Origin of the sequence: Hymenobacter sp. HSC-4F20, from assembly GCF_019599275.1 — a bacterium.
Lineage (GTDB): Bacteria > Bacteroidota > Bacteroidia > Cytophagales > Hymenobacteraceae > Hymenobacter.
The window spans coordinates 2,029,858-2,052,843 of the sequence record NZ_JAHZTD010000001.1 but is presented as its reverse complement, the minus strand read 5'-3'; the positions used below and the strand labels follow the sequence as shown (position 1 = coordinate 2,052,843).

The 22,986-nt window shown below is 60.7% G+C and carries 22 protein-coding genes; 10 read left to right on the top strand and 12 right to left on the bottom strand.

Annotation, left to right across the window (positions count from 1 at the left end; genetic code table 11):
- Positions 1-113: 113 nt before the first annotated feature.
- The gene (locus tag K3G63_RS08760) at positions 114-2,408 is read left to right on the top strand and encodes an aconitate hydratase (protein WP_220613659.1); all 2,295 of its coding nucleotides are present in this window, start codon (positions 114-116) and stop codon (positions 2,406-2,408) included.
- A 135-nt stretch (positions 2,409-2,543) separates the two neighbouring features.
- Complete coding sequence (locus tag K3G63_RS08755) at positions 2,544-3,005, top strand: hypothetical protein (RefSeq protein WP_220613658.1); 462 nt, start codon at positions 2,544-2,546, stop codon at positions 3,003-3,005.
- 298 nt (positions 3,006-3,303) lie between these two features.
- Here K3G63_RS08755 and K3G63_RS08750 read toward each other — a convergent pair whose 3' ends face one another.
- Positions 3,304-3,711, bottom strand: a complete 408-nt coding sequence (locus K3G63_RS08750; RefSeq protein ID WP_220613657.1) for a DoxX family protein — start codon at positions 3,709-3,711, stop codon at positions 3,304-3,306.
- 42 nt (positions 3,712-3,753) lie between these two features.
- On the opposite strand from K3G63_RS08750, the gene K3G63_RS08745 reads away from it, so the two are divergent.
- The 4 genes from K3G63_RS08745 to K3G63_RS08730 all read left to right on the top strand — a co-directional run bounded on the left by K3G63_RS08745 (position 3,754) and on the right by K3G63_RS08730 (position 8,520).
- The gene (locus K3G63_RS08745) at positions 3,754-4,152 is read left to right on the top strand and encodes a helix-turn-helix domain-containing protein (protein WP_259404313.1); all 399 of its coding nucleotides are present in this window, start codon (positions 3,754-3,756) and stop codon (positions 4,150-4,152) included.
- 36 nt (positions 4,153-4,188) lie between these two features.
- Positions 4,189-5,229, top strand: coding sequence for an XAC2610-related protein (locus K3G63_RS08740; protein ID WP_220613656.1), 1,041 nt, complete (start codon positions 4,189-4,191; stop codon positions 5,227-5,229).
- A gap of 200 nt (positions 5,230-5,429) precedes the next feature.
- Positions 5,430-7,445 carry a TonB-dependent receptor gene (locus tag K3G63_RS08735; protein WP_220613655.1) on the top strand — a complete coding sequence of 672 codons (2,016 nt, stop codon included), beginning with the start codon at positions 5,430-5,432 and terminating at the stop codon, positions 7,443-7,445.
- Positions 7,446-7,527: 82 nt separating this feature from the next.
- On the top strand, positions 7,528-8,520 hold the full coding sequence (locus K3G63_RS08730; protein ID WP_220613928.1) for an AAA family ATPase: 993 nt from the start codon (positions 7,528-7,530) through the stop codon (positions 8,518-8,520).
- Here K3G63_RS08730 and K3G63_RS08725 read toward each other — a convergent pair.
- On the bottom strand, positions 8,515-8,925 hold the full coding sequence (locus K3G63_RS08725) for a hypothetical protein (protein WP_220613654.1): 411 nt from the start codon (positions 8,923-8,925) through the stop codon (positions 8,515-8,517). The two genes, K3G63_RS08730 and K3G63_RS08725, sit on opposite strands and share 6 nt — an antisense overlap.
- 149 nt (positions 8,926-9,074) lie before the next feature.
- On the opposite strand from K3G63_RS08725, the gene K3G63_RS08720 reads away from it, so the two are divergent.
- Complete coding sequence (locus K3G63_RS08720; protein ID WP_220613653.1) at positions 9,075-9,761, top strand: TIGR02117 family protein; 687 nt, start codon at positions 9,075-9,077, stop codon at positions 9,759-9,761.
- 201 nt (positions 9,762-9,962) lie between these two features.
- On the opposite strand, the gene K3G63_RS08715 is transcribed toward K3G63_RS08720, so the two are convergent.
- Positions 9,963-10,178 (bottom strand): hypothetical protein, encoded by a 216-nt coding sequence (locus tag K3G63_RS08715; protein ID WP_220613652.1) that lies wholly within the window; start codon positions 10,176-10,178, stop codon positions 9,963-9,965.
- A 263-nt stretch (positions 10,179-10,441) separates the two neighbouring features.
- On the opposite strand from K3G63_RS08715, the gene K3G63_RS08710 reads away from it, so the two are divergent.
- A complete protein-coding gene (locus K3G63_RS08710) occupies positions 10,442-10,927 on the top strand; it encodes a LexA family transcriptional regulator (protein ID WP_220613651.1) in 486 nt (161 codons plus the stop codon).
- A gap of 33 nt (positions 10,928-10,960) precedes the next feature.
- Positions 10,961-12,268, top strand: coding sequence for a Y-family DNA polymerase (locus K3G63_RS08705; RefSeq protein WP_259404312.1), 1,308 nt, complete (start codon positions 10,961-10,963; stop codon positions 12,266-12,268).
- Positions 12,269-12,281: 13 nt separating this feature from the next.
- On the opposite strand, the gene K3G63_RS08700 is transcribed toward K3G63_RS08705, so the two are convergent.
- The 7 genes from K3G63_RS08700 to K3G63_RS08670 form a co-directional block, all read right to left on the bottom strand.
- Positions 12,282-15,134, bottom strand: a complete 2,853-nt coding sequence (locus K3G63_RS08700; RefSeq protein ID WP_220613650.1) for a S8/S53 family peptidase — start codon at positions 15,132-15,134, stop codon at positions 12,282-12,284.
- 291 nt (positions 15,135-15,425) lie between these two features.
- Positions 15,426-15,686, bottom strand: coding sequence for a hypothetical protein (locus K3G63_RS08695; protein ID WP_220613649.1), 261 nt, complete (start codon positions 15,684-15,686; stop codon positions 15,426-15,428).
- Between the two features lie 117 nt (positions 15,687-15,803).
- A complete protein-coding gene (locus K3G63_RS08690) occupies positions 15,804-16,565 on the bottom strand; it encodes a LytTR family DNA-binding domain-containing protein (protein ID WP_220613648.1) in 762 nt (253 codons plus the stop codon).
- 149 nt (positions 16,566-16,714) lie between these two features.
- Positions 16,715-17,806: a sensor histidine kinase gene (locus K3G63_RS08685; protein ID WP_220613647.1), complete on the bottom strand. Its 1,092-nt coding sequence runs from the start codon at positions 17,804-17,806 to the stop codon at positions 16,715-16,717.
- Between the two features lie 13 nt (positions 17,807-17,819).
- The gene (locus K3G63_RS08680) at positions 17,820-18,419 is read right to left on the bottom strand and encodes a DUF7010 family protein (RefSeq protein ID WP_220613646.1); all 600 of its coding nucleotides are present in this window, start codon (positions 18,417-18,419) and stop codon (positions 17,820-17,822) included.
- Positions 18,420-18,539: 120 nt separating this feature from the next.
- The gene (locus K3G63_RS08675) at positions 18,540-19,478 is read right to left on the bottom strand and encodes an alpha/beta fold hydrolase (RefSeq protein WP_220613645.1); all 939 of its coding nucleotides are present in this window, start codon (positions 19,476-19,478) and stop codon (positions 18,540-18,542) included.
- 372 nt (positions 19,479-19,850) lie between these two features.
- On the bottom strand, positions 19,851-20,180 hold the full coding sequence (locus K3G63_RS08670) for a hypothetical protein (protein WP_220613644.1): 330 nt from the start codon (positions 20,178-20,180) through the stop codon (positions 19,851-19,853).
- 183 nt (positions 20,181-20,363) lie between these two features.
- On the opposite strand from K3G63_RS08670, the gene K3G63_RS08665 reads away from it, so the two are divergent.
- Complete coding sequence (locus K3G63_RS08665) at positions 20,364-20,819, top strand: energy transducer TonB (RefSeq protein WP_220613643.1); 456 nt, start codon at positions 20,364-20,366, stop codon at positions 20,817-20,819.
- A gap of 206 nt (positions 20,820-21,025) precedes the next feature.
- Here the strand turns inward: K3G63_RS08665 and K3G63_RS08660 are convergent, their stop codons facing one another.
- Together K3G63_RS08660 and K3G63_RS08655 are read right to left on the bottom strand one after the other, a co-directional pair.
- The gene (locus tag K3G63_RS08660) at positions 21,026-21,577 is read right to left on the bottom strand and encodes a hypothetical protein (RefSeq protein WP_220613642.1); all 552 of its coding nucleotides are present in this window, start codon (positions 21,575-21,577) and stop codon (positions 21,026-21,028) included.
- Between the two features lie 61 nt (positions 21,578-21,638).
- Positions 21,639-22,334 carry a hypothetical protein gene (locus K3G63_RS08655; RefSeq protein ID WP_220613641.1) on the bottom strand — a complete coding sequence of 232 codons (696 nt, stop codon included), beginning with the start codon at positions 22,332-22,334 and terminating at the stop codon, positions 21,639-21,641.
- Positions 22,335-22,986: the final 652 nt, after the last annotated feature.

Sequence of the window (22,986 nt, the reverse complement as noted above, 5' to 3'; positions counted from 1 at the left end):
AGGCTTCCAGGGCCGCCCAGGGCCCGAAATTTTAGGCAGCGCAACGACCGGCAACTATATTTGCGTACCTGTTTCCGACAGGTTCGTTCTCTCCACTTTTTCCGTTTCGCATTATGGCGTTTGACTTAGAAATGATCAAGGCCGTGTACGATGGCATGGGCTCTCGCATTGAAGCCGCCCGTACTGCCGTTGGCCGCCCGCTTACCCTGACTGAAAAAATCCTGTACGCTCACCTGTACGGCGGCTCTGTTTCGCAGGCGTATGAGCGGGGCGTTTCCTACGTCGATTTCGCTCCGGACCGCGTAGCCATGCAGGACGCCACCGCCCAGATGGCGCTGCTCCAGTTCATGCAGGCTGGCAAAGCTAAGGTAGCCGTACCCAGCACGGTACACTGCGACCACCTTATCCAAGCCGAGCGCGGCGCCGACCAGGATTTGGCCGTAGCTAACTCCGAAAACAAGGAAGTATATGACTTCCTGGCTTCGGTATCCAATAAATACGGCATCGGCTTCTGGAAGCCCGGTGCTGGTATCATTCACCAAGTAGTGCTCGAAAACTACGCCTTCCCCGGCGGTATGATGATCGGCACTGACTCGCACACCCCCAACGCCGGCGGCCTGGGCATGATTGCCATTGGCGTAGGCGGGGCCGATGCCGTGGACGTCATGTCGGGCATGGCCTGGGAGCTGAAGTTTCCGAAAGTAATTGGCGTGAAGCTGACCGGTAAGCTCTCGGGCTGGACGGCTCCCAAGGACGTCATCCTGAAAGTAGCGGGCATCCTGACCGTAAAAGGCGGCACCGGCGCTATCGTGGAGTACTTCGGCGAGGGTGCTGAAAACCTCTCGTGCACGGGCAAGGCTACCATCTGCAACATGGGTGCTGAAATCGGGGCTACTACCTCGGTATTCGCCTACGACGAGAAAATGGCTGCTTACCTGCAGGGCACCGGCCGTGCTGATATTGCTACTATGGCTTCGGGCGTAGCTGCTCACCTGCGCGCCGACGACGAAGTTCTCGCCGACCCCGAGGCCTACTACGATCAGCTGATCGAAATCAACCTTTCGGAGCTGGAGCCCCACGTAAACGGTCCGTTCACGCCGGACGCTGCCTGGCCGATTTCGCAGTTCGCTGCCGCCGTTCGGGAGCACAACTGGCCCGCTAAGTTGGAAGTTGGTTTGATTGGCTCGTGCACGAACTCGTCGTACGAAGACATCACCCGCGCCGCTTCGGTAGCCAAGCAAGCCGCCGACAAAGGCCTGACGGTACAAGCCGACTACACCGTAACGCCCGGCTCGGAGCTGGTGCGCTACACCGTGGAGCGCGACGGTCTGCTGGACACCTTCGCCCAGATGGGTGGGGTAGTACTGGCCAACGCCTGCGGTCCGTGCATCGGGCAGTGGGCCCGCCACATGGACGACATGAAGCGGCCCAACTCCATCATCACTTCGTTTAACCGCAACTTTGCCAAGCGTAACGACGGCAACCCGAACACCCACGCTTTCGTGGCTTCGCCCGAAATCGTAACGGCCTTCGCTATTGCCGGCGACCTAACCTTCAACCCCCTCACTGATACGCTGACCACCAAAGACGGCCAGCAGGTGAAGTTTGATGAGCCTCAGGGCATCGAGCTGCCCCCCCGCGGCTTCGACGTGGAGGATGCTGGCTACCAGGCTCCCGCCGCCGATGGCACGGGCGTACAGGTACTCGTTGATCCGAACTCCGACCGTCTGGAGCTGCTGGAAGGTTTCAAGCCGTGGGAAGGCACCGACCTGATGGGCCTGCGTCTGCTCATCAAAGCTCAGGGCAAGTGCACCACCGACCACATTTCGATGGCCGGCCCCTGGCTGAAATACCGCGGCCACTTGGACAACATCTCCAACAACATGCTCATCGGGGCTATCAACGCCTTCAACGGCGAGGCTAACTCGGTGAAGGATGCCCTGACTCAGGGTACGCCCTACTCGGCTGTGCCGCAGGTAGCTCGTAACTACAAAGCCCTGGGCATTGGCTCGGTGGTAGTAGGTGACGAAAACTACGGGGAAGGTTCGTCGCGGGAGCACGCGGCTATGGAGCCCCGCCACCTGGGCGTGCGCGCCGTGCTGGTGAAGAGCTTCGCTCGTATCCACGAAACCAACCTGAAGAAGCAGGGCATGCTGGCCCTGACCTTCGCCAACAAGGCCGACTACGACCTGATTGAGGAAGACGACACCATCGACATCCTCGGCCTAACGTCATTTGCCCCCGGCAAGCCCCTGCAGGTTCGTCTGCACCACTCCGACGGCGACACTGACCTCATCACGGTAAACCACACCTACAATGAAGGTCAGATCGAATGGTTCAAAGCTGGCTCGGCCCTGAACCTGATCCGCCTGAAGGAAGCCGGTGGCAGCATGATGTCGCAGAAGTAATTCAAGCGTTAGTTTTCCAAAAAAGGCCGCTCCAGACTCTGGGGCGGCCTTTTTTGTGTGGTTGTCAGACGGTTTGCAACCTTCTAACTCGGAGCAGAATCAGAGGAGTACGAAACCTATAATTGGGCTTGCTCTATGAAAACAACTTCTACTTTCTTCGCCGCAACTCTGGTCCTGTTAAGCGGCTGCATTACGCCAGTAGACGAGCCGGCAGAATGTGTGGGGCCGGAACTGCTGGTTAAGAGCCTGGAAAGCGAGTACAGCTGCCAGAACACTACCCGCCAGCTGAACATCAACCTGTCGGAAACCTATACCGTCATTCGCTCTCAGGAGGAGTTCGATAAGCAGGTAACCGGCAGCTGCCGGCCCCAGATCGACTTTACTACCTATGATTTGGTGATTGGTAAGAAGGGCCTACCCAATGGAGTAAGTGGAATTGCCTATACTCTGCGGCGTGAGTGCAACAGCAATAAGGAAGTGTTAAACGTGGCCATCAGCCTAGGTATGACGACGGAAGCGCCCAATATCACCTACCACGCCCTTATTCCTAAGTTGGCTGCTGGGCAGGAGATAGGAGTGCAGGTAGAAGTAAAATAAACTGCTGCTGGCTCTAGCTGATACAAAAACGGCCGCTCCAGATGCTGGGGCGGCTGTTTTCATTTATATATTCAATCGTTTGGTTTTCATACCGTGACAAAAGGCTTTCGATAGTGGTGCTGGCCTATGGGTTGTGTTGCGTATCGCCCATTGCACAGTTAGCCGACAGAAATGGAAAGCCAAATACATAGCCTCGGAACTCAAGGCCTTTGTGGATAAAGAACAGTGCTTGACTCAGGTACCCAAATAGAATTAACGCTTGACTACTTTTTAGCCGGTAAACAGCTTGGGGTAGCGGCTACGTTGTTGTTCCTATAGGTGCCTTGCCCCGGCCCCACCACACGAACACCGCCAGGACCAGCAGCACGAAGTTGAACGGCGTGTTGGCCTGTTCGCCGCGGGCAAAGTGAAAGGCAATGGCACACAGCTGTAGCAGCGCACAGCCCAGTGCCGCCAGTCGTGTTAGCTGCTGCGGGCGCATGCGTGCCAGGGCCGGCCCCGCGAGGCCCAGGCCGCCGAGCAGGTCGGCTACGGCGGTGACGGGTACTAGGCCGGGCTGCTCACCAGCCCAGGGCCACATGGTGGCAAGGGTAGAAATGGGGGTAAAGAGTTTGAAAATGCCCGTGCCAATGAAAAGTAAGGACAGCAAGGCCTGCACCAGCCAGAGCGAAACGTGCAGCCAGCGAGCGGGTTGGGAGGAAGTCATGCGGCGAGAGAGTAGTGGTTGACGCCAGCAAAGTTCACTACCTTGCCCCTTCTATCAGAAGGCAGTTACCTCAACGTAAGCGCAATGCTCCTGACCGACGGCACCACTAAACAACTTAACTGCCTGGCGCAGGTGCAGCCCATTCGCGATGCACTGGACGTGGTTGGTGGCAAGTGGAAAGTACTGATTCTGACAGCCATCATGCAGGGCAACCGACGCTTCCGGGAAATCGAGACAAGCATTCCCAAGCTTAACCCTAAGGTGTTGGCCAAGGAGCTGAAAGACCTGGAGGAACACCAACTAATTCAGCGCATTGTGCACGACGACTACCCCGTGCTTATTGAGTACGTGGCTACGGACTATGCCCGCACCCTGAAAAAGGTGATGCTGGAACTACACGACTGGGGCGTGAACCACCGCAAGCAGGTGTTTGGAAAATAAGCCGGAGTTTTGCCGCGTCCTCTAGCTCTCCTCCGCATGCCCGGTCTCGTCCGATACCTTTTCGTTCTGGCCTTACTACTGCTTGGCCACCTCAGTGCCCGCGCCCAGCAGGAATTTACCGTCGACGATTTCTCGCCAAGCTACTTCGGCAAAATATATATTCAGGATACCTCGGAGGTATTCAGTCCTGGCTGGATTGCTATCTACGACAAGAAGACGAAGAAAGAGGTCGTCAAGGTGGAGTCGGAGGAATTGGCCTTGTCTCTGCACAACGGCAAGGCGCAGTCCAACATTCAGCAGGTGCCTTACGGCGAGCAGAGCCTGATTATCAGCGAGGATTTCAACTTCGATGGCCGCCCCGACCTTGCCATTGAAGATGGGCAGAACAGCTGCTACCACGGCCCTTCCTTCCAGATTTATCTTAACCTACCCCCCGGCCTAAAGTACAGCCAGGCCTTTACAGATCTGGCCCAGGACTACTGCGGCATGTTTCAGGTGGATGCCAAAACCAAGCGCCTCTATACTTCAACCAAAAGCGGCTGCTGCTGGCACCAGGACTCGGAGTTCATCATCCGTAACGGTGAGCCGTCTCTGGTGCGTCAGGTGGAGATGGACATGATGCGCTTTCCGTTCCAGACGACTACCACCACCACCTGGAGCGGTACCCGCATGGCGCAGACTACCAGTCAGGAGCTGTATCTGGAGGATGAAAGTATCCGGGTAGTCTGCTCGTTTCAGGTGGCGGGCAACGGCAAGCAAGCCGTGCTGTTCACCACCGATAATGATCTGGTGCTGTACTACGCCCTGCTGCGGAAAGATGGACAGCTGGAGTTTACCTACCCCGCCCCCGAGGCAGAAGCCGCCCAGTTTACTATTCAAGCAGCTTCTGGCATCACCAAGTTGCGCTTTGCTAACCAGAGTGCCCAGTACACCGTGCAGCAAACCTCCGGCGGCGCGCTTAGCATTCAGGTGAAAGTAGGGGGTAGGGTGGTGGAGCTACGGGAGCAACCCGGCACCCGCAAAGGCAGCCTACAGCCCTTGCTGAAAATGAAGCCGGAAAACCTGAGCCGTATCTAACGAGCAACCACTCTCTGAGGCAATAGAAGAGTTCTGGCATTCCGGACTTCTTGGAGAAAGGCAGGGAAGGAAAATACACTGTAATCCGCTGATTGGGCTAAAACGCCAGAGGGAAGACAGGGAAAATCATAAACCGCCGAGTTCCGGCCGCTTACCTTTGCGCCGCGTGGTTTTCCGCCGAATCTACTGCGCTATTCTGCATGAAGCATCTTCTACTCCCTGCCTCTCTTCTGTTGGCCGCTACCCCCGCGGCGCTGGCCCAAACTCCTGCTACCTCGACTGCTGCGCCGGTAGCCGCGGATAGCGCCCAGACCCTGCCGGAGGTGGCCGTGACCTACCGCGCCGGCAGCCGCACGCCCGTTACCTTTCTGAACCTGAGCGGACGGGAGTTGGCGGCTCGCAGTGTGGGCCAGGAGCCTTCTTTCCTGCTGACCCAAACGCCCGGCGTTACGGCGTATTCCGATGCGGGCAGCACCCAGGGCTACGCTTATTTCCGCCTGCGCGGCATCGACCAGACCCGCATCAATACCACCCTGGATGGAGTGCCCCTCAACGAACCTGAGGACCAGGGGGCGTACTTCTCGAACTACCCCGACCTGTTCAACTCCCTGAGCAGTGTGCAGATCCAACGGGGGGTAGGCACCACCCAAAACGGCGTGGCCAGCTATGGCGGCAGCATTCAGCTATTCTCGCCTTCCCTGCTCGATTCGGCCCGCACTACCTTGGGCGGGGGCTACGGCTCGTTTGGAAGTTACCGGGCTTTTGGGGAGTATGCCAGCGGGCGGCGGGGGCGCGCGGCCCTGTACGCTCGGGCTTCGCACCTGCACTCCGATGGCTACAAGGAACGCTCGGCCAATACCTCGCAATCGGTGTACGTGAGCGGTGGGCTGTTCTATGAGAAAACCAGTTGGAAGCTGAGCGTGCTAGCCGGGCAGCAGCGCAACCAGCTGGCCTGGCTGCCCGTGCCCGACTCCGTGCTGCGCCTCAACCGCCGGGCCAATGCCAACGGAGCCGAAAACGACCGGTTTCAGCAGGCTTTGGTGCAGCTTCAGAATCAGTGGCTAGTGGGCAGCCGCTCAGAGATAAACACCAGCGTGTACGCCTCGGGGCTGCGCGGGGGCTACGATTTCGACCTGAATACCTTTCTGGGTCTGCCGCCCACCACGGAACTGTACCGCTACGATTTTCGCTCGGGCCTGCTTGGGGCCTTCAGCACCTATACCTACCGCACCGACCGGCTAACCTGGACCAGCGGCCTGCACCTGAGCACCTACCAGCGCCGCCACCTGGGCAGCGAGCAAACCGCCGGGGAACTGTACCGCAACACGGGCTACAAGCGGGAAGGTAGCATATTCAGCAAAGCCGAGTACCAGCTGGGCCGCCTTACACTGTTTGGCGATGTGCAGGGCCGGGCCGTTTCGTTCCGCTACGCCGGCAGCGTGCCGCTGGAAACTCTGGAGTGGCGCTTCCTGAACCCCAAAGTGGGCGCCAGTGTGACGGTGGGCCAGCGTACTACCCTGTACTATACTCTGGGCCGCACCGGCCGGGAGCCTACCCGCAATGACTTGTTCGAGGGCAACGACGACCTGCTGGCCGACAGCACCGGCCGGCCCCTGCTCAGCAGCCCCCGCGCCGAGTACGTGAATGACCACGAGCTGGGCGTCCGGTACCGGAGCGCTACCCTCGAAGCGAGCTTGAATGCCTACTACATGGATTTTCAGAACGAAATCGTGCTCAATGGGCAATTGGGCCCGAACGGATTGGCGCTAACGGATAACGTGGAAAGCAGCCGCCGGACGGGGTTGGAGGCCACCGTGCGCTGGCAGCCGCTGCCCCGCCTCACGCTTACCAACAACTCGGCTTTCAACCGCAGCCGCATCCGGGAACAGGAACAGTCGTTCCGGCCCATTCTGACCCCGGCGCTGCTCATTAACCAGGAGGCTACCTACCAGGCCGGGCGCTGGCTGCTGGGCGTAGCGGGCCGCTACCAAAGCCGCTCCTACCTCGATTTTGCCAACTCCGCCGCCATCAGCGGATATGCTTTGCTGAATGCGCGGGTGCGGTACGCCCGGCCCCGCTGGGAGGTGACCTTGTTTGGGAACAACCTCACCAACACCCGCTATTTCAACAACGGCACCGTAGAGCCCGATGGCACCCGCAAGTATTTCGTGCAGGCCCCGGCCAACTTTTACCTTGATTTCCGTCTGCATATCTGAGCCTCTGGCAACACCTTAAAAGGTCAGGCACTTTACTTACTTCGGGAGGGTAGGGGGCACGTAGCTTCCTGCTCCGGCACCTATGACGCACGCATTCGTATTCGGGAAATTTCTACCCTTCCACCAGGGGCACGCCGCCCTCATTGACTTTGCCCGCCGGCACTGCGACCACCTGACAGTGCTAGTGTGCGCCAGCAACCACGAAACCCTGCCCGGCGCGCTGCGGGCCCAGTGGATACAGGATACCTACGCCCATTGCCCCGAGGTAAGCGTGCAGGTGCTGAACTACCGCGAGGAGGAATTGCCCAACACGTCGGTTTCTTCTGAAGCCGTAGCGCACGTCTGGGCCGACTATTTCCGGCAGGTAGTGCCCGGTGTTTCCCTGGTAGTCACCTCCGAGCCGTACGGGGCGCTGGTAGCCGCCCGCTTAGGTATCCGGCATCTTGACTTTGATAAGGCCCGGGCGCAGGTACCGATATCGGCCACGGCCATTCGGCAGGATGTGCGGGCCTACTGGCCCTACCTGCCGGCGGCGGTGCAACCCTACTACCGGCGCACGGTGGCTATTTTGGGCACTGAATCAACGGGAAAAACCACCCTGACCGAGCAACTAGCTGCGCACTTCGCGGCTGATTTCGTGGCTGAGGCTGCCCGCGACTTGATTGCTGATTCTACCAATTTCAGCCCCACCGATTTGCTACTCGTGGCCGCGGAACACGCCCGCCGTATTGCCGCCGCCCGCGCCACAGCCGGACCCTTGCTGCTGCTGGATACCGACATTCACATTACCCAGTCCTACGCCCGACTAACCGAGGGTTCCTACCTCGAACTACCCTCCGAAACCTACGCCCTCAACCGCGCCGACCTCTACCTTTACCTGCTGCCCGATGTGCCGTTCGTGCAGGACGGCACCCGCCTGCCCGCCGCCGAGCGCCTCCGCCTGGACCAGGCGCATCGCCGCACACTGGCCGATTTTGGCATCGAGTACAAAGAAATCAGCGGCGACTGGCCCGAGCGGTTTCAGCGGGCGGTGGCGCTGGTAGAAGAGTTGCTGCGCGCGGCCGGCACCTTATGAGGTAGCTACCGCCTCGGCCCGCGCCTCCCGCGGCTTCTGCACCAAGTAATAGTAGAGCAGAATCAGCAAACCCGTGAGGAAGGGCAGCAGGGCTAGGTGCTTGCCGGTAAAGCTGCCCCAAATAGGCACGGTGTCGAACCCCACGAACTCGCTGATCATCCAGTAGGAGTTGGCCGAAATCCAGAACACAATGGCCAGGTTGTGCGCCAGCTCGGCCTTGATGTCGAGGGTGCGCCAGGTGATAAGCACGGCAATGAGCAGGGTCGGGAAAATCATCAGAATGCCCAGGGGCTTCCATACCATGCACCAGCCAATGTCCTTGAGCAGCCAGAACAGAATGTGCATGTTTTCCATGCGGCGGTACGGGGCCGGAATGCTGTATACCTGGTCGTTGGGCTGGCTCATGGGGGTAGGAAAAGCGCGAAGATACTGCGCGGTAATGGCCGTAGAAAAGCGAAACGCGGTAGCTTGGAGTAGTTTTTAAGGCCCGGACGGCTTTTTTCGCCGGTCTGCGTATGAGGCCCTGACGTCCGTTGTACCCCTAACCCGAACCAATGCCCGAAGCTTTTCGGAAAATAGCCAAAGGAGCCGCCTACGTGGGCGGCGGTATCGTTGGGGCCGTAGCCCTGTATCTGGCCGCTGCAGTGGGCCTCTCCGCCATTCCCGTAGGGCGCAACAATTCGCCTGAAACCGGCGAAATTGAAGCCTACATCCTCTCCAACGGGGTGCATACCGACATTGTCGTGCCCGTGAGTACGCCCCAGATGGACTGGACCCAACTGGTGTCCTACTCCGATACGCCCGCCATGGATACCACCCGCAGCTACATTGGGTTTGGATGGGGCGACAAGGGCTTTTACCTCAATACGCCTACCTGGGCCGAGCTTAAACCCAGCACGGCCGTAAAGGCCATGTTCTGGCTGAGCACCACGGCCATGCACGCCACCTTCCATCATAAGCCCCAGGAAGGACCTGATTGTGTGCGCGTGCAACTCACCCAAGCCGAGTACGCCCGCCTGATTGCCTTCATCAAGAATAGCTTCGACTACGATACCCAAGGCCGCACCCAGTATATTCGGGGCTACAGCTACGGGCAGCACGATGCCTTTTATGAGGCGAAACGCACCTACAATCTGTTTTACACCTGCAACACCTGGGCCAACGAAGGGCTGAAAGTAGCCGGGCAGAAAGCGGCCCTCTGGACTCCCTTCGAATTCGGGATTTTCTGGCAGTACCATTAAACCAGGGTACTACCCCTGGCAGAATAAGTACCCCCAGGAGCAGCGCGGCGTAGTAGCCTGGCGCTGCCTCTGGGTGTACGGCTGTTTCAACGCCACGCCGGCCGTAGGCTCTTGGCAGGAAAGAAGGGCAAAAAGAAGCCCGGCTGATTTCGCAATGGGCGAGGCAGCCGGGTAAGAGAAAGGTGGAGGAAGGAAAGAGGGCTAGTTAAGCCATAGCTGCGCCACGGGTTCGAAGCGGTGGCGGGCGAAGGCACCGTAAGGACGCTCGGCATAGAACCCTAGCACATGCACTTGCAACTCACCGGTATGAGCGTTGCGGCGCATCTGAATAGGGTACACCTGCCCAGCGACAGGCCAATCCCCGATATGGTCGGCAGGGCGGCGGCTGGCATCGACGCAGCGAGCATATTGCTGCACGGGAAGCGGTACAGGAAGCTTTACTTTCGACATATCCAAAGATAAGAATATTGCTGCTGATAAACTAAAAATATTGGGCTGTTTTTTATGCCGTGCCTATAGGATAAAACAGGGTATAAATTGGCTAACACAACCTAAAAACTGTGACAAGAGTAAGGTTGACCCTAGCCCTTGCCTACGGTTGAGGTGACCGGTGGAATTTGCTTATTTGCTAATTTAATTAGTAAATAGCGGACCCGGATACTGACCCGGCTATTTCGCCTATGAGTACTCTGTTTGCTTACGCCATTCCGGCCGCCCAGCTGTTGCCGGCTGAGCTGCCTCTCTACGGGTGCCCGGTGCCGGCCGGATTTCCCTCCCCCGCCGACGACCACCAGCAGGACCCGGCGTTCGATCTGAAAAGCCACCTGTTTCGTAATCCGGCCTCTACCTTCCTGGCCCGGGTAACCGGCGACTCCATGACCGGAGCCGAAATTCATCCCGGCGACCTGATAGCGGTGGACCGCGCCCTCGTGCCCCGCGACGGGCACATTGTGGTAGCGGTGCTCGATGGGGAGCACACCCTGAAGCGCCTCCGCATTCGGGGCATGCGGGTAAGCCTGGAGGCTGCCAACGATTTGTACCCGACGTTGGAGCTGCTGTCCGGCGCGCAGCTGGAGGTGTGGGGTGTGGTGACGCATGTGGTACATGCCCTGGAAGGCCGACCCGCGGCGCAATCATTGAACGAGTGGCGGCTCCGGGCGAGGTAGCCCCTATCGTCCGGGTTATGTACTACCCTCCTTATGGCCCCCAACGTGTACGCGCTAGTCGATTGTAACAACTTTTACGTGTCCTGCGAGCGGGTCTTTCGGCCTGAGCTGGTGGGTGTGCCCGTAGTGGTGCTCAGCAACAACGATGGCTGTTTGATTTCGCGCTCCGATGAAGCCAAAGCCTTGGGGCTGCGCATGGGCGAGCCGTACTTTAAAGCCCGCCCCTTCCTGGAACAGCACCGGGTGCGCGTGTTCAGCTCGAACTACCCCCTCTACGGCGACCTAAGTCGGCGCGTAAACCTGGTGCTGGGGCAATTTTCGCCCGAAGTGGAGCCTTACTCCATTGATGAGTCTTTTGTGCGCTTGGCCGCGCCTGTGCAGCATCGCCCAGATTACCAGGCCCTAGCCCTTGCCATTCGGGCGGCAGTTTTGCAACAGGTGGGCATTCCGGTGTGCGTGGGGGTAGCGCCCACGAAAACCCTGGCCAAACTAGCTAACCGTCGGGCCCGCCACGTATCCGGAGGTGTGCTGATTTTAGATTCACCGGAAAGCCAGGCCATGGCATTGGCCGCTACTGCCGTACGCGACGTGTGGGGCATTGGTCGGCGCCAGGCTCCCAAGCTGCTGGCCGCCGACATTGGCACCGCCGCCGAGCTGGCGGCTGCCACGGAAGGCTGGGTGCGCCGGAATCTGGGTGGAGTAGTGGGAGTGCGGCTGTGGCGGGAGCTACGCGGCGAACCGTGCCTGAGCTGGCATCCGCGCCCCGAAGCCGACGACGAGGCAGAAGGCCGCCGTCATAGTGTAACCTACACCCGCTCGTTTGGGCAACCCCAGCGTGGGCAGCCAGTGCTCTGTGAAGCCGTGGCCACCTTTGCCGCCCGCGCCGCCGAGAAACTGCGCCGCCACGAGCTGGCCGCCCACTTAGTAACTGTGCTGCTGGGCACCGATAGGTTTGCCGCAACTACTGAGGGAGCTACGCGCACGGCCGTCATCTACTTGCCCCAGGCCACCCAAGATACCAGTACGTTGCTGGCCGCAGCCCGGCGTGGGCTAGCCCAGTTGTACCAACCGGGTGCGGCCTACGTGCGAGCTGGGGTGCTGCTTAGCGGCCTGGAGCCACCCGGGCAGCCCCAACTCGACTTGTTTACCCCCATTGAACCAGCCCGGCTGCAGGAGCAACAGCAGCTTATGCGCACCCTCGACAGCTTAAACCACCGTTTTGGGCGCGATGCTGTGCGCTACGCTGCCACCGGAACGCGAGCCGCCGCCTGGGCTGGGCGCAACGGATTCCGTTCCCCTGCTTATACTACCAGCTGGGAAGAACTCTGGCAAGTGAAGTGATGCAACTACCTGCTTACGGCTGCCGCACTACGCGGTGCGTGGTAGTGCCAGCAGCGCTGCTCACGCGCACGAGGTATACGCCCGCCGGCAACGAGTGAAGATCCAGCTGCGTGCTGCGGCCATCTGGCACCGTGCGCGTGAGCAGGACCTGGCCCAGAGTAGAGAGCAGGCTGACGGTGGTGTTGCCGGCCGGGAAGGTTAGCTGCACCTGCCCCGTAGTAGGATTAGGGTACAGTGCCACCTGGGGCTTCGATGCCGGGGCACGCACGGGCAGCACCTGCTGGTAGCGCATGGCGGCCGCAACAGCGGCGGCTTGCAGCTGAGGGAGGGAAGGGGCGGCCAGCACGGCAAAGACCACCACGGCCGAGTCGGCGGGAGCCAGGGCGGGTAGGGTGGCGCCCACTACCTGCGAAGCATCGGTACCGTGGGGCAGGCCGGCCGTGGGCTGGCTGGTGCCGCTGCTCAGAGTCAGGAACTTCTCGGCCGAGCTAAAGCCATCGGCCAGCCGCACGGGTTGGCCGGCGGGGGCCTGGTTATCAATGGAGTATACCGTAGCCTGGCCACCGGCCACGTGTTGCACCCCGGCGTAGCTAGTGGCATCTACCGGGTCGTAGAGGTAGCCCAGGCGGCGGGTGGCGTCCCAGGCGGCCACGTTGCGGCCAGGCTCGCCCGGCAGGTCCCAGTCCATGTACAGGCCCACGCGCAGAGAAGCGAGGGTATCGGGAGTGAGGTTGGTGAGGTGATATTCCAGCACGACGTAGTCGCGGTGGGGCGCAGCAGTCCAGGCGTAGGCGCGCTGGCGCACGCGCACGCCCACTGAGCGGCCCTTGGTAAGGGTGGGCAGCGAATCCTGCAGCGCAGCGTAGGCCTCCTGGTCGGCACGCAGGGGCTGCAGAAGCCGGTGGGCGCGGGCTAGCGCATAGAAGTCCTGGTTGGCGCCGCGCCGGTCATTGCGCACGTTGTCGGATACACGAGCCGCGGATGTGGCCACGAGCAGCCCCCCCTCAGCCAGCAGTGGTGCCCCGCCCCGGTAGCTTACTCCTTCGCCCACGTCGGACCCCAGCCCGTCGTAGCCGATGTTGCCCCGGCTCGTCAGGGTCAGGCGCAGGTCGCCGGCATCCAGCACCACGTAATCGGGGTGCAGCAGCAGGGTTTCATACTGGTCTTCCTCGTAGCCTGTAGCTGCATCAGTCAGATGGTAGCGCAGCACGGCCCGCGTGTTCAGGGGAACAGAGGCTGCCACGGCCAGCCGGAAGGGAGCCGCGGCGTTACCGCGCTGCTCCAGCGTGGTCAGAGCCCCCACCGAAAAAGTGCCCTGGCGCACGGTCAGGTAGGGTGAGAGCGAGGTAAGCGTGACCGTGAGGTTAGTGACCGGGCTGAGCAGGTTCTGCACCGTCGCTGCCAGGCGCACCGTGTCGCCAGGGGCGTAGGCCGGACGGGTAGGGGAGGTTTCGCGGGCTACTACCCGGGCCGCGTGCTGGGTAGTTTCGGTGAGGGCCCGCAGCACGTTGAGCCGGCCCGTTCCTATACGCCCCGCGTAGGCTACGTTGCCCGGCAAGCGGTTGATGTTATCAGTGGTGCGACGAAGCTGGGCGGCTATCTGGGCTGCCGTGTACTGCGGGAAATGGGTCCGTAGCAGGGCTGCCGCTCCTGCTACCAGCGGAGCAGCAAAGGACGAGCCCCCCACCGGATAGTAGTCTGAGTCGGTGTTGCCCAGGGTGGTGAGAATGTTGATGCCCGGGGCCGAAAGATCGACGCGGCGACTAAAGGTAGCGTTCGGGCTTCGCTCGTCGGAGGGCTGCAGGGTGGCCACTGACACCACGTGGTCGTAGCTGGCGGGGTAGAAATCCAGCTCGGCCGGGGTGTTGCCGGCGGCAGCCACCACTACGGCATCGTGGTTGACGGCGGCGTAGGTAATGACATCCTGCTCAAACTGGGAGCGGCCGCCCACGCCGCCCCACGACAGGTTGATAACCTGGCAGCCGTGGTCGGCGGCGTACACAATGGCCTCGTATCCGCCGAAGGAGCCAGTGGCAGTGCTGGGGTAAATCTTCAGGGGTAGGAAGCGGCAGTGGTACCCCACGCCGGCAATGCCCTTGCCGTTGTTGGGGGCGGCGGCGGCGCAGCCGGCCACCAAGATGCCGTGTACGCTGCCTGGCTCCCGGGTGGGGTCGTTGTCGTGGTCGGCGAAGTCCCAGCCGTGGTAGTTGTCTACGTAGCCATCCTGGTCGTTGTCGATACCATCAAGGGGGTCCTGGCGGTTAACCTGAATCTGGGAGGCCAGATCTTCGTGGGTCAGCCGCGTCCCCCCGTCCACAATACCAATCACTACGCTGGTGTCGCCCTTGGTAATGTCCCAGGCCCGGTAGGCCCGGATGTTTTTGAGGTAGTACTGTCCGTCGGTGCGGGTCGAGTCGGCGAAGGGGTCAGTGGGCTGGTGCAGCACGGGGTAGCTATAGAGCGGCTCGGCATACTCCACGGCACCGGTTTTGCGTAGGGCCCGGCAGGCTTCCTCCACCGGATAGTCGGGGGGGAGCTCCGCCTGAAATACCAGGCCCAGGTTAACGGCTCCAGGCTGGTCGGGACCGGGCGGGCGGCTGTGCGGAAACTTAGCCCGCACGTTGCGCGCCCCTATCCGGGAGAGAGCCGCCTCCAGGGCGGGGCTACCTATCAGGCTAGGGCTAGGACTGGCAGGGGCAGCCCGCAACTTAAACACCATCCGGCCGGTCATAACGGTTTTTGCCGCCGACTCCGGCGAAACCTGCAGTTGGGCGCGTAGCTGGCCGGGCACCAGCGTGCAGAGTAGAGCCCCCCAGCACACAAGCATAAACCGGGCGGCCGAACGACGGAGTAAGGGTAGGAGCATAAGCAGCAGTATGGCGGCCGTGCGCCGGCGCACGCCAGCACCCGGAAGCAGAATAAACAGGAAGAAGACCCTAGCGGAAGCCGCAGAGGCCAGGCTCCGTAAATGTAACTATAGCCAGCCGGCTTAACGGCTTCACCGTCTGGATTTTCGACCAACAAACCGTTGCCACCCCCCAACGAAAGCAACTGGCAGGGCAAGCAGAGAGGGTAGCTAGGCTGATTAAGAATAAAAAAAGCAGAAAAAGCCGTTTCAGCAGCTGAAACGGCTTTTCTGCCCGGAAAGGCCAAGCGCTTACCGTCCGCCTTTGCTGTACTTGTAGCGCTTGGGCGCGTTTACCATTCGGAACTTGTACGGATTACGCGAATTCAGGTCCAAGCCCAAGCCAACAGGATTATGGTTGCGCTTAAATTGGGATTTATCGTTGTGGCGCCGGGTTTTCTCGGTAGCAGCCGTGCGGTATTCACGGGGGCGCTCCAGTACCGTAGAATCCTGGGAGCAGGAGGCCGAAGCCAGCAAAAGAGCAAGGGCCGAAAGGGGTAGTATAGCTTTCATAAGACGTAGGGGCGAAGAAGAGAAAAGCACCACCGGCGCAAAGCCAGGTAGCTGAGCCTGTGTACTATAAAAGCTCGCAAAAGGATGCAGCCGCACCGGAATAATCCAGCGGCTTGGCTACAAACTCAGCATCTCCCGGAACCGCACCGACTGCTGGCGGGAAACCTCTACCTCGGGGCCGCCGCGCAGCCGGATTTTCAACGAGTTGCTAAACCAGGGTTCAATGCCTTCCACCCACTTCAGGTTAATAATCTGCTGGCGGTTGGCCCGGAAAAATACCCGCGGATCAAGGCGCTGCTCCAGGTGCTGCAAGGTGCGCGGAATCAGGGGGCGGTGCTGGTCGAAGTAGATTTGGGTGTAGCTGCCGTTGATTTCAAACAGGCGAATGTCCGACAGCCGCACAAACCAGCACCGCTCCCCGTCTTTCACAAATACCTGGTCGTGCTCGGTGAGGGGGGTAGGAGCAGCCTCCTCGGCTGCCGCGACAGGCCCCGCCGCCGGGCCGGTAGCTAGGGCTGGCACCATGGCGGCCTGCTTGGTGCGGGCTTTGGCCAGAGCTGCCGCCAGGCGGTTTTCCTGAATTGGCTTGAGCAGGTAGTCGAGAGCGTTTACCTCGAAGGCGCGCAGGGCGTACTCGTCATAGGCCGTAGTAAAGATGACGTGCGGGGCGGCATCAAGGGAAGCCAGCAGCTCAAACCCAGTTTCACCGGGCATATGAATATCCAGGAACAGCAGATCGGGCTGCAGCTCCCGCACTTGGGCGCGGGCCTCTTCGGCGTGGCGGGCCTCGCCCACTACTACCACCTCCGGAAACGCCTGCAACAAGTGGCGTAGCTCTGTGCGCGCCAGGCGGGAATCATCAACAAGCAGGGCATTCATAACGTGGTACGTAGACGCTGATGAGGTAAGACACTGAACTTCGTTTCGTGCGGCCGCCGCCGGCGGGTAAGAGGTGGTCGTTTGCACCGCCCGCACGCGGCTCGGAGGGGCGGACCAAGGGCCGCCTCTCCGAGCCGACCAGGGTAGGGCTACCCTGCGGTATGGGCGGCAACGGGCACTTGCACGGGCAGTTGCAGGTGGGCTACCACCATATCCGGCACGTGTGGGTCGTTGGCCAGATGCAAGTAGGCCGCCGGGCCGAACAGCAGGGCCAGCCGCTCGCGGGCATTGCGTACGCCTACCCCGTCGTGGCTGGGGCGGGGCTGGTAGCAGCCTGTGTTGCGCACCGTCACATGCAGCGTGTTGGAGTCGTTGAGCTGGGCGCAGAGGCGGATGACGCCGCCAGCCGGCCGCGGGGCCAGCCCATGCTTAATGGCGTTTTCCACCAGTAGTTGCAGGGTCATGGGCGGAATCTGCACGAAGAGGGCGGCCGGGTCCACATCAAGGCTATAGTCCAGGCGCTCTTCCAACTGCAGAGCTTCCAGCTGCAGGTAGTGCTCCACAATTTCCAGTTCCCGCCCCAGGGGCACCTGCTCGGCACTGTTAAGCTGAATGGAGTAGCGCAGCAGGTCGGAGAGGTGAGTAATCATGTCGCGGGCCCGGGCGGGGTTTTCCATCACCAAGGCCCGGATGTTGTTGAGACCATTGAACATGAAGTGCGGGTTGATCTGCGCTTTGAGGGTGCGCATCTCGGCTTCCTGCACTGCCGCGGCCAGCTTCCACTTGTCGACCTCAGCCTGCCGGAAGCTGGTGAGGTAGTGCCAGCCGAAGTAAAACCCGGCCCACAGCCAGAGCAGAATATTTACATTGACGGCATAGCCGAAGAATTGTGCCCAGCCCTGGGGGCCGCCTCCCGGCCGGGGCCGGATCAGCAGAATAATAACCACCCAAATAATCACCTGACTCAGCACTGAGAGCACCGCGTTGGCTACCAGCAGGCGCCCCAGCAGGGGCAGCGGCCCCAACTGCTCCCAGCCGCTGGCCCGAATGTGGTAGCGCAGCCAGTGGGTAATGCCCAGCATGGTAGCGGCAATGGTGAAATTAATCAGCAGCATATCGCGCGAGCGGGCCCCCATAAGGGAGAAGGCCACCGCACAAATCAGGAAATACAGCATCCAGCCCAGCAACTGACAGCGCCAGTACAGGCGGCTGGGCGACGGAACGGCGGCGTAGGAAACCATAAGCGCAGAAAGGCTAAGCCGCCACCGGTTCGGGAGCAGAAGGCGTTAGCAGCAGGTAGCGCTGCGTGTTCTGCCGGTAAGAAACCCAGAGCAAGCCGGCCAGCACCAGCAGCATACTGAGCACGAACAGCGGAATCAGGTACAGCGTGGCGCTGGTTGTGCGCAACCCTAGCACCAGGCACCCTACCGGAATAAGGCCGGCCATGAGGGCAAAGGGCGGGGCCTTATAAAACCAGGCGTACGGGAAAAAGTGGGCCCCCGTAATGATGCCGTAGGTCATGATAAAGTGTTGCGGATAAGTGCTGAACACGAAAATCAGGAAGGGGAAGTAGAACAGCTGGGCAAAGTTCAGCCACAGGCCCAAGGGGTGCAGCGGGTTGTGGGGCAGCGCCCAGGCCGTGCGGAATACTTTCGACAGCAGCCAGGCCAGCGGGAGGGTGGCGGCCCCCACGAAAAACGTAATGAACCCGTTGTGGCTTGGGGAGCCAGGCAGCGCCCAGATGCCGGCAATGGCAGCCCACACCAGGCTGGCGGCCACAATGAAATCGAGGCCGTTTTTGGCCTTAACCGAAAGCTCGAGCTGTAGCGCCGCGAACTGCTGAGGAGATACCATGTTGGCAGAGAAAAGGAAGTTGCAAGAAAGGGAAATGGGTAGGGAAAGCAAGCACCACCACGCTGCTTGACCAGTACGGCGGCCGACCTCACCAGGCAGGGCCGGCCACCGCGCCACCGCCTACTGCTTTGCTACTGCATTCTGCTTCAGGAACGCGTCGGTCTGGCTGAAAAACCACTGGGTGTCGTCCCACATCAGGAAGTGCTTGCCGGCCTCCGACATAACTACCTGGTGGCGGGGTAGCTTAGCGTACTGCTGCTCAAACACGGCCTGGGTACCTTCCTTGGTGGAGCCATAGGGCTTGTAGGCGGCCCAGGCGCCCAGCACCAGCACGGGCTGCTGAATACGCGCTACCTCCTGGCGCAAGTCGGTGGTCATCAGGTCGTAGTAGGCCTGCGCGACGGTGGCGGGGTCGGAGGCTACCGACCAGCGGGTGGCCTGGCTGATGCGGGCCGTGTCAGTCATCATCGTGGCCGACATCTGGCGGGCGGCGGCTACCGTCATCCGGCCGCTGCTCATTTGCTGACGCAGGTTTTCGGCCATGGGCTTGGCTGCTTCAGCGGTGGTGGCAGGGTTCTGTACCGCCGCCAGGAAGGGCAGCGAGTCGACGATGACCAGGGGGCCGGCTGCTTCGGGCTGGGCGCTGCTCAGCCACAGGGCCAGAAAGCCGCCCAGGCTATGCCCTACAATGGTTGGCTTGTGAAGCTTCTGGGTTTTGATGTAGGCCAGCAGCTGGTCGCGCACGTTGCGCAGCAGCTGGTCGGTGCTGGCCGGGGCGGGGGTGCCGCCAAAGCCGGCCAGGGAAATAACATGGCACTGGTACTGCTTTTGGTAGTGAGCCACGGTTTCGTTCCAGACCGCGCCGGGGCAGGTCAGGCCCGGAATCAGCAGCATAGGCTGCCCCTTGCCCACTACCCGCACCGTGAAGTTAGGGTGAGCCGCCGGCGTATCGGCGCAGGTGGGGGCCAAGGCAGCTGCAGGGGCAGCCGGGGCCGTGAGCAAAGCAGCGGCCAGCAGCACAGCGGAGCAAATGGGGCGGAAGGTAGCAGACAGGTTCATGGCGAAAAGCAGGTAGCAGTGGAAGGTTTCGGGTTGCTTGATGTTCCAAACCTACTGCCCTGCGCGGCCGGGCGAAACTACATTTCCGCGAACGGTAAATCCGCCGCCCGAGCTGCCGAAATCGGGCCGCGGATGGAAAGAGGCCTGAGCAACACAGGCGGCGGAATAGGTGCGCATAGGCGAAGCACCTGTTACCACTTCCTGGTTGTCATTCCGACCTGAAGATTCTGAATTTATCTTTCGACGAATTAAGCCGAAGTCCTCCCGCGTCCGGAATGATACCTGGCTGGCCCAGCCCCGCGCACAAAAAAAAGACGCCCCAGGAAGGGGCGTCTGACCGGATGGGGCATCCCACCCCGTTTCTGTTTGCGTTCAAATGATGTTACGCAGGTCTTGGCGGAGGTTTTCGATGCCATGCCAGATTTCATCCCAGGTGCTGCGGTCCTGCTCGGCCCCGGCGGGTTCAGACGGGGTGGCAGGGGTAGCGGCATCGGGGCCGAGGCGCTCTACGAGGCGGGCGCGTTTGGCTTCCAGCGCGTCGGCATGCTGGTGGTAGGTGTTCTGCGAGTTGGCCGCCGTGGCGTGGGCGCGGTTGCGCAGGGTCTGAATCTTGGCGTCAAGCTCGGTCAGGGCCTGGCGCAGGTCTTCGGCGGTAAGATGGGCCGGAGCCCGCATGTGTTCGGGGGAAGGAGTAGTAGCCATGAGAGCAAAAAAGGAAGGTGGGAGCGGCCCGGCGGGCCGGTTAGCTGTGTACTTGCCCCCCGCCAAAAAGGATACACGCGGCCGGCTCAACAAATCGGCAACGCAATGATAACGCAGCGGTTACCCGCCGCACAGCAGGCCTAAGTAGTTTTGCTCGTCTTTCCGCTCCTACTCCTGTTGCCTATGTTGCCACTACTACGCTTCTTGCTGCTGCCAGTCTTCCTGCTGTTCCTGGCCTCGCCCAGCCAAGCGCAGCACGCGGGCCTCGTGGCCCACAGTGAAGAGGGGCCGGGCACGGCCCCTCCGGCGGTAGCTACGCCGGTTGTGTACCACACAGCCGAGGAAATGCCGGTTTTTCCCGGCGGTGCCGAAGGGCTACAGAAGTTCCTGCGCAAAGAGCTGCGCTACCCCGATGAGGCCCTACGACGCGGCGTTTCGGGCAAGGTGTACGTGCGCTTTATCATCACGGAGGAAGGCCGCATCCGCGACGCGGAAATTGCCAAGGGCCTGGGTGCCGGCCTCGATGAGGAAGCCCTGCGGCTGGTGCGCATCATGCCCTGGTGGAGCCCCGGCAAAATTGCCGGCCGCCCCGTGTGGGTTGCTTACACTATGCCCATCATCTTCCGGGCGCTGGAGTAAGGTAGGCGCCGCCGGAAATAAACCCTGGGCGCGTACGGGGACAGCACAAGTGAACCGGCTCAGTTGCCCGAAAGCGAGAAGCTACTACTTTCCGGACACGCTCCGAGCGGCTAGAGGTAGCCCCCAGCAGTTAGGCCGCTTACGGTTTCCGTGCTGCTGGGGCCTCGCCGGCCGCGGAGGGCTAACGTACTACCTCCCCGGTTCACCTACTGCCACTCCCGCGGAATACCCAACTCACGGGCCAGGGGAGCGGCGGCCGAGGCGTAAAGCAGGGTCAGCAGCTCATTGAGGGCGGGGGCCAACTCTACGTGGTAGTCTTCGTGAAGCTTCTCGGCAGCTTTCAGGACCTCGGCGGTGCGCCGGGCAAGGTGTTGCAGCAGGGGCTGGGTGGGGCCGTGCAGGCGGCCGGTAGCCTCGGGCTGGTGGCGCAGCACGTTGGTGAGCAGGCGCAACGTCAGCTCGATTTCTCCCTGGGTGTCGCCCGTGATTTTGCAGTGGTAGGTGAGCCGCTGCTGGAGCTGGCGCACAATGTGGAGCAAATCGTTGGGGGTCTGGTGGAAGCCGCGCACGGGGTCATCTACCTGTTGCTGCAGGCGCTGGCGGCGCACTTCCAGGGCATCGTCGCCCTCCAGCAGGCGGAAGGCCAGCTGCTCCGTGAGCACCGCGTCCTGGGAAACGAGGCGGGTTAAAAGTTGGTCTTTCTCTTTTTGCGGCAGGTTCAGCAGCGCTTTGCGCAGGTCGGGGGGTAGGGCAGGCATAGGAACTATAAACGCAGCGCCGCCGCTCCAGATTCCCCAAAGGGTAGGTAAAACCCTTCTTCTAGGCCGCTGCCGGTCGCCACTGCCGCGCCACCCGCCACCCCGAAAGCAAGCTCAGCAGCAACAGCAGCAGCCAGGTGTTGCGCCATTCGGGGAAAAGCGGCAGGGAAAAGATTGTTGTTGAATGTGATGAGCTAGAAGGCAAATCATCAGTTGAACTTATAAGTGCTTCTATACCGACACATTCTATTCCAGTTACTACAGGCTGACGATACACTAGCACCGTTGGTAGCTGCCGTAGAGTGTTTACAGTAAATAGTATGTTCGGGCGGCGCTGCAATAGTTGTACAACCTGCTTTACTTCCTGATGGCTGGACAGTGGGGAGAAGTACAGCTCTATGCCTTGTAAATCGGCTACGTCACCGTTACCATTATCAGGCAAAACAAAGTCTAGTTTCCGAGAAACAAAGTAGTCCATCCACTCACCCGAAGCTGATAAAAAGATACGCCTTGGATTTGGTTGGAGCTTGTAAAAAGCAGACTCAAAAGAATTGTCTGTATTGCACTGAGTTGTGTTGTACGAGAAACAAGTATTCTGATAAGTTGGGGAAGAAGGGACCCACAAAGCCCAAACCTTCGGCGGCTGTATCCGCGGCAGCGCCACGCACCCCAGCCACAGCAGGCCCGCCAGCGCCAGCAAACCCGGTGGAAATAACAGCGACCGGCGGGAGCGGCGGGGTAGGAACAGGGGTAGCATAGAGGATAGACGTTGTTTAAAGCAATATAGGAGTTTGACAAATGCTGCCTCTGAACGGCCCGGAAAGCTCCTGTACTTCGTGTTCCAGCGCCGCCACTAGCGTTTCTGTCCTTCCGACGCGAAAGAATCTGGGGGTAGCCCCTGGTGAACAACTCAGATTCCTCGCGCCGCTCGGAATGACAGACGGCGGGCCGTCCTCCCAAGCTGTGGGAGCAGGAATGGATAAGACCATCAAGCAGGGCGCAGCATCTCGTTCGGCTGACAGCAGGTAGTAGTTCAATAATTCGGGCGGAATGCTGTGCTGCCACTCGGCCTAGCGGTTTTGGTGCCAGTGGAATCGTGGTCTATTTACTGGTCACGCAGCTTGGCGTACTCCAGACCACGGGCAACCGGACTGTTAGGTCCGTTGAGGTGGGCGACCCGGCCGCGCAGCCAGTGGGAGCACCTGGGGTGGTAGCGGCTTACATAGCTCGGGGTTGCTGTGGGAAGGGACAAAGATCCTTGTTTTGGTGTCTTGTACTTATTCAATTCTGCTTATAAATTATTCTTTGCTATCTTGGTGGGGCGAAGCCTCCTTCGCTGCTGCCTGTTGGGCCCCAACTTCTGCCTGCCGCCCTCTGGACTGACCCCCACCCGTCCGGCCCCAACGGTG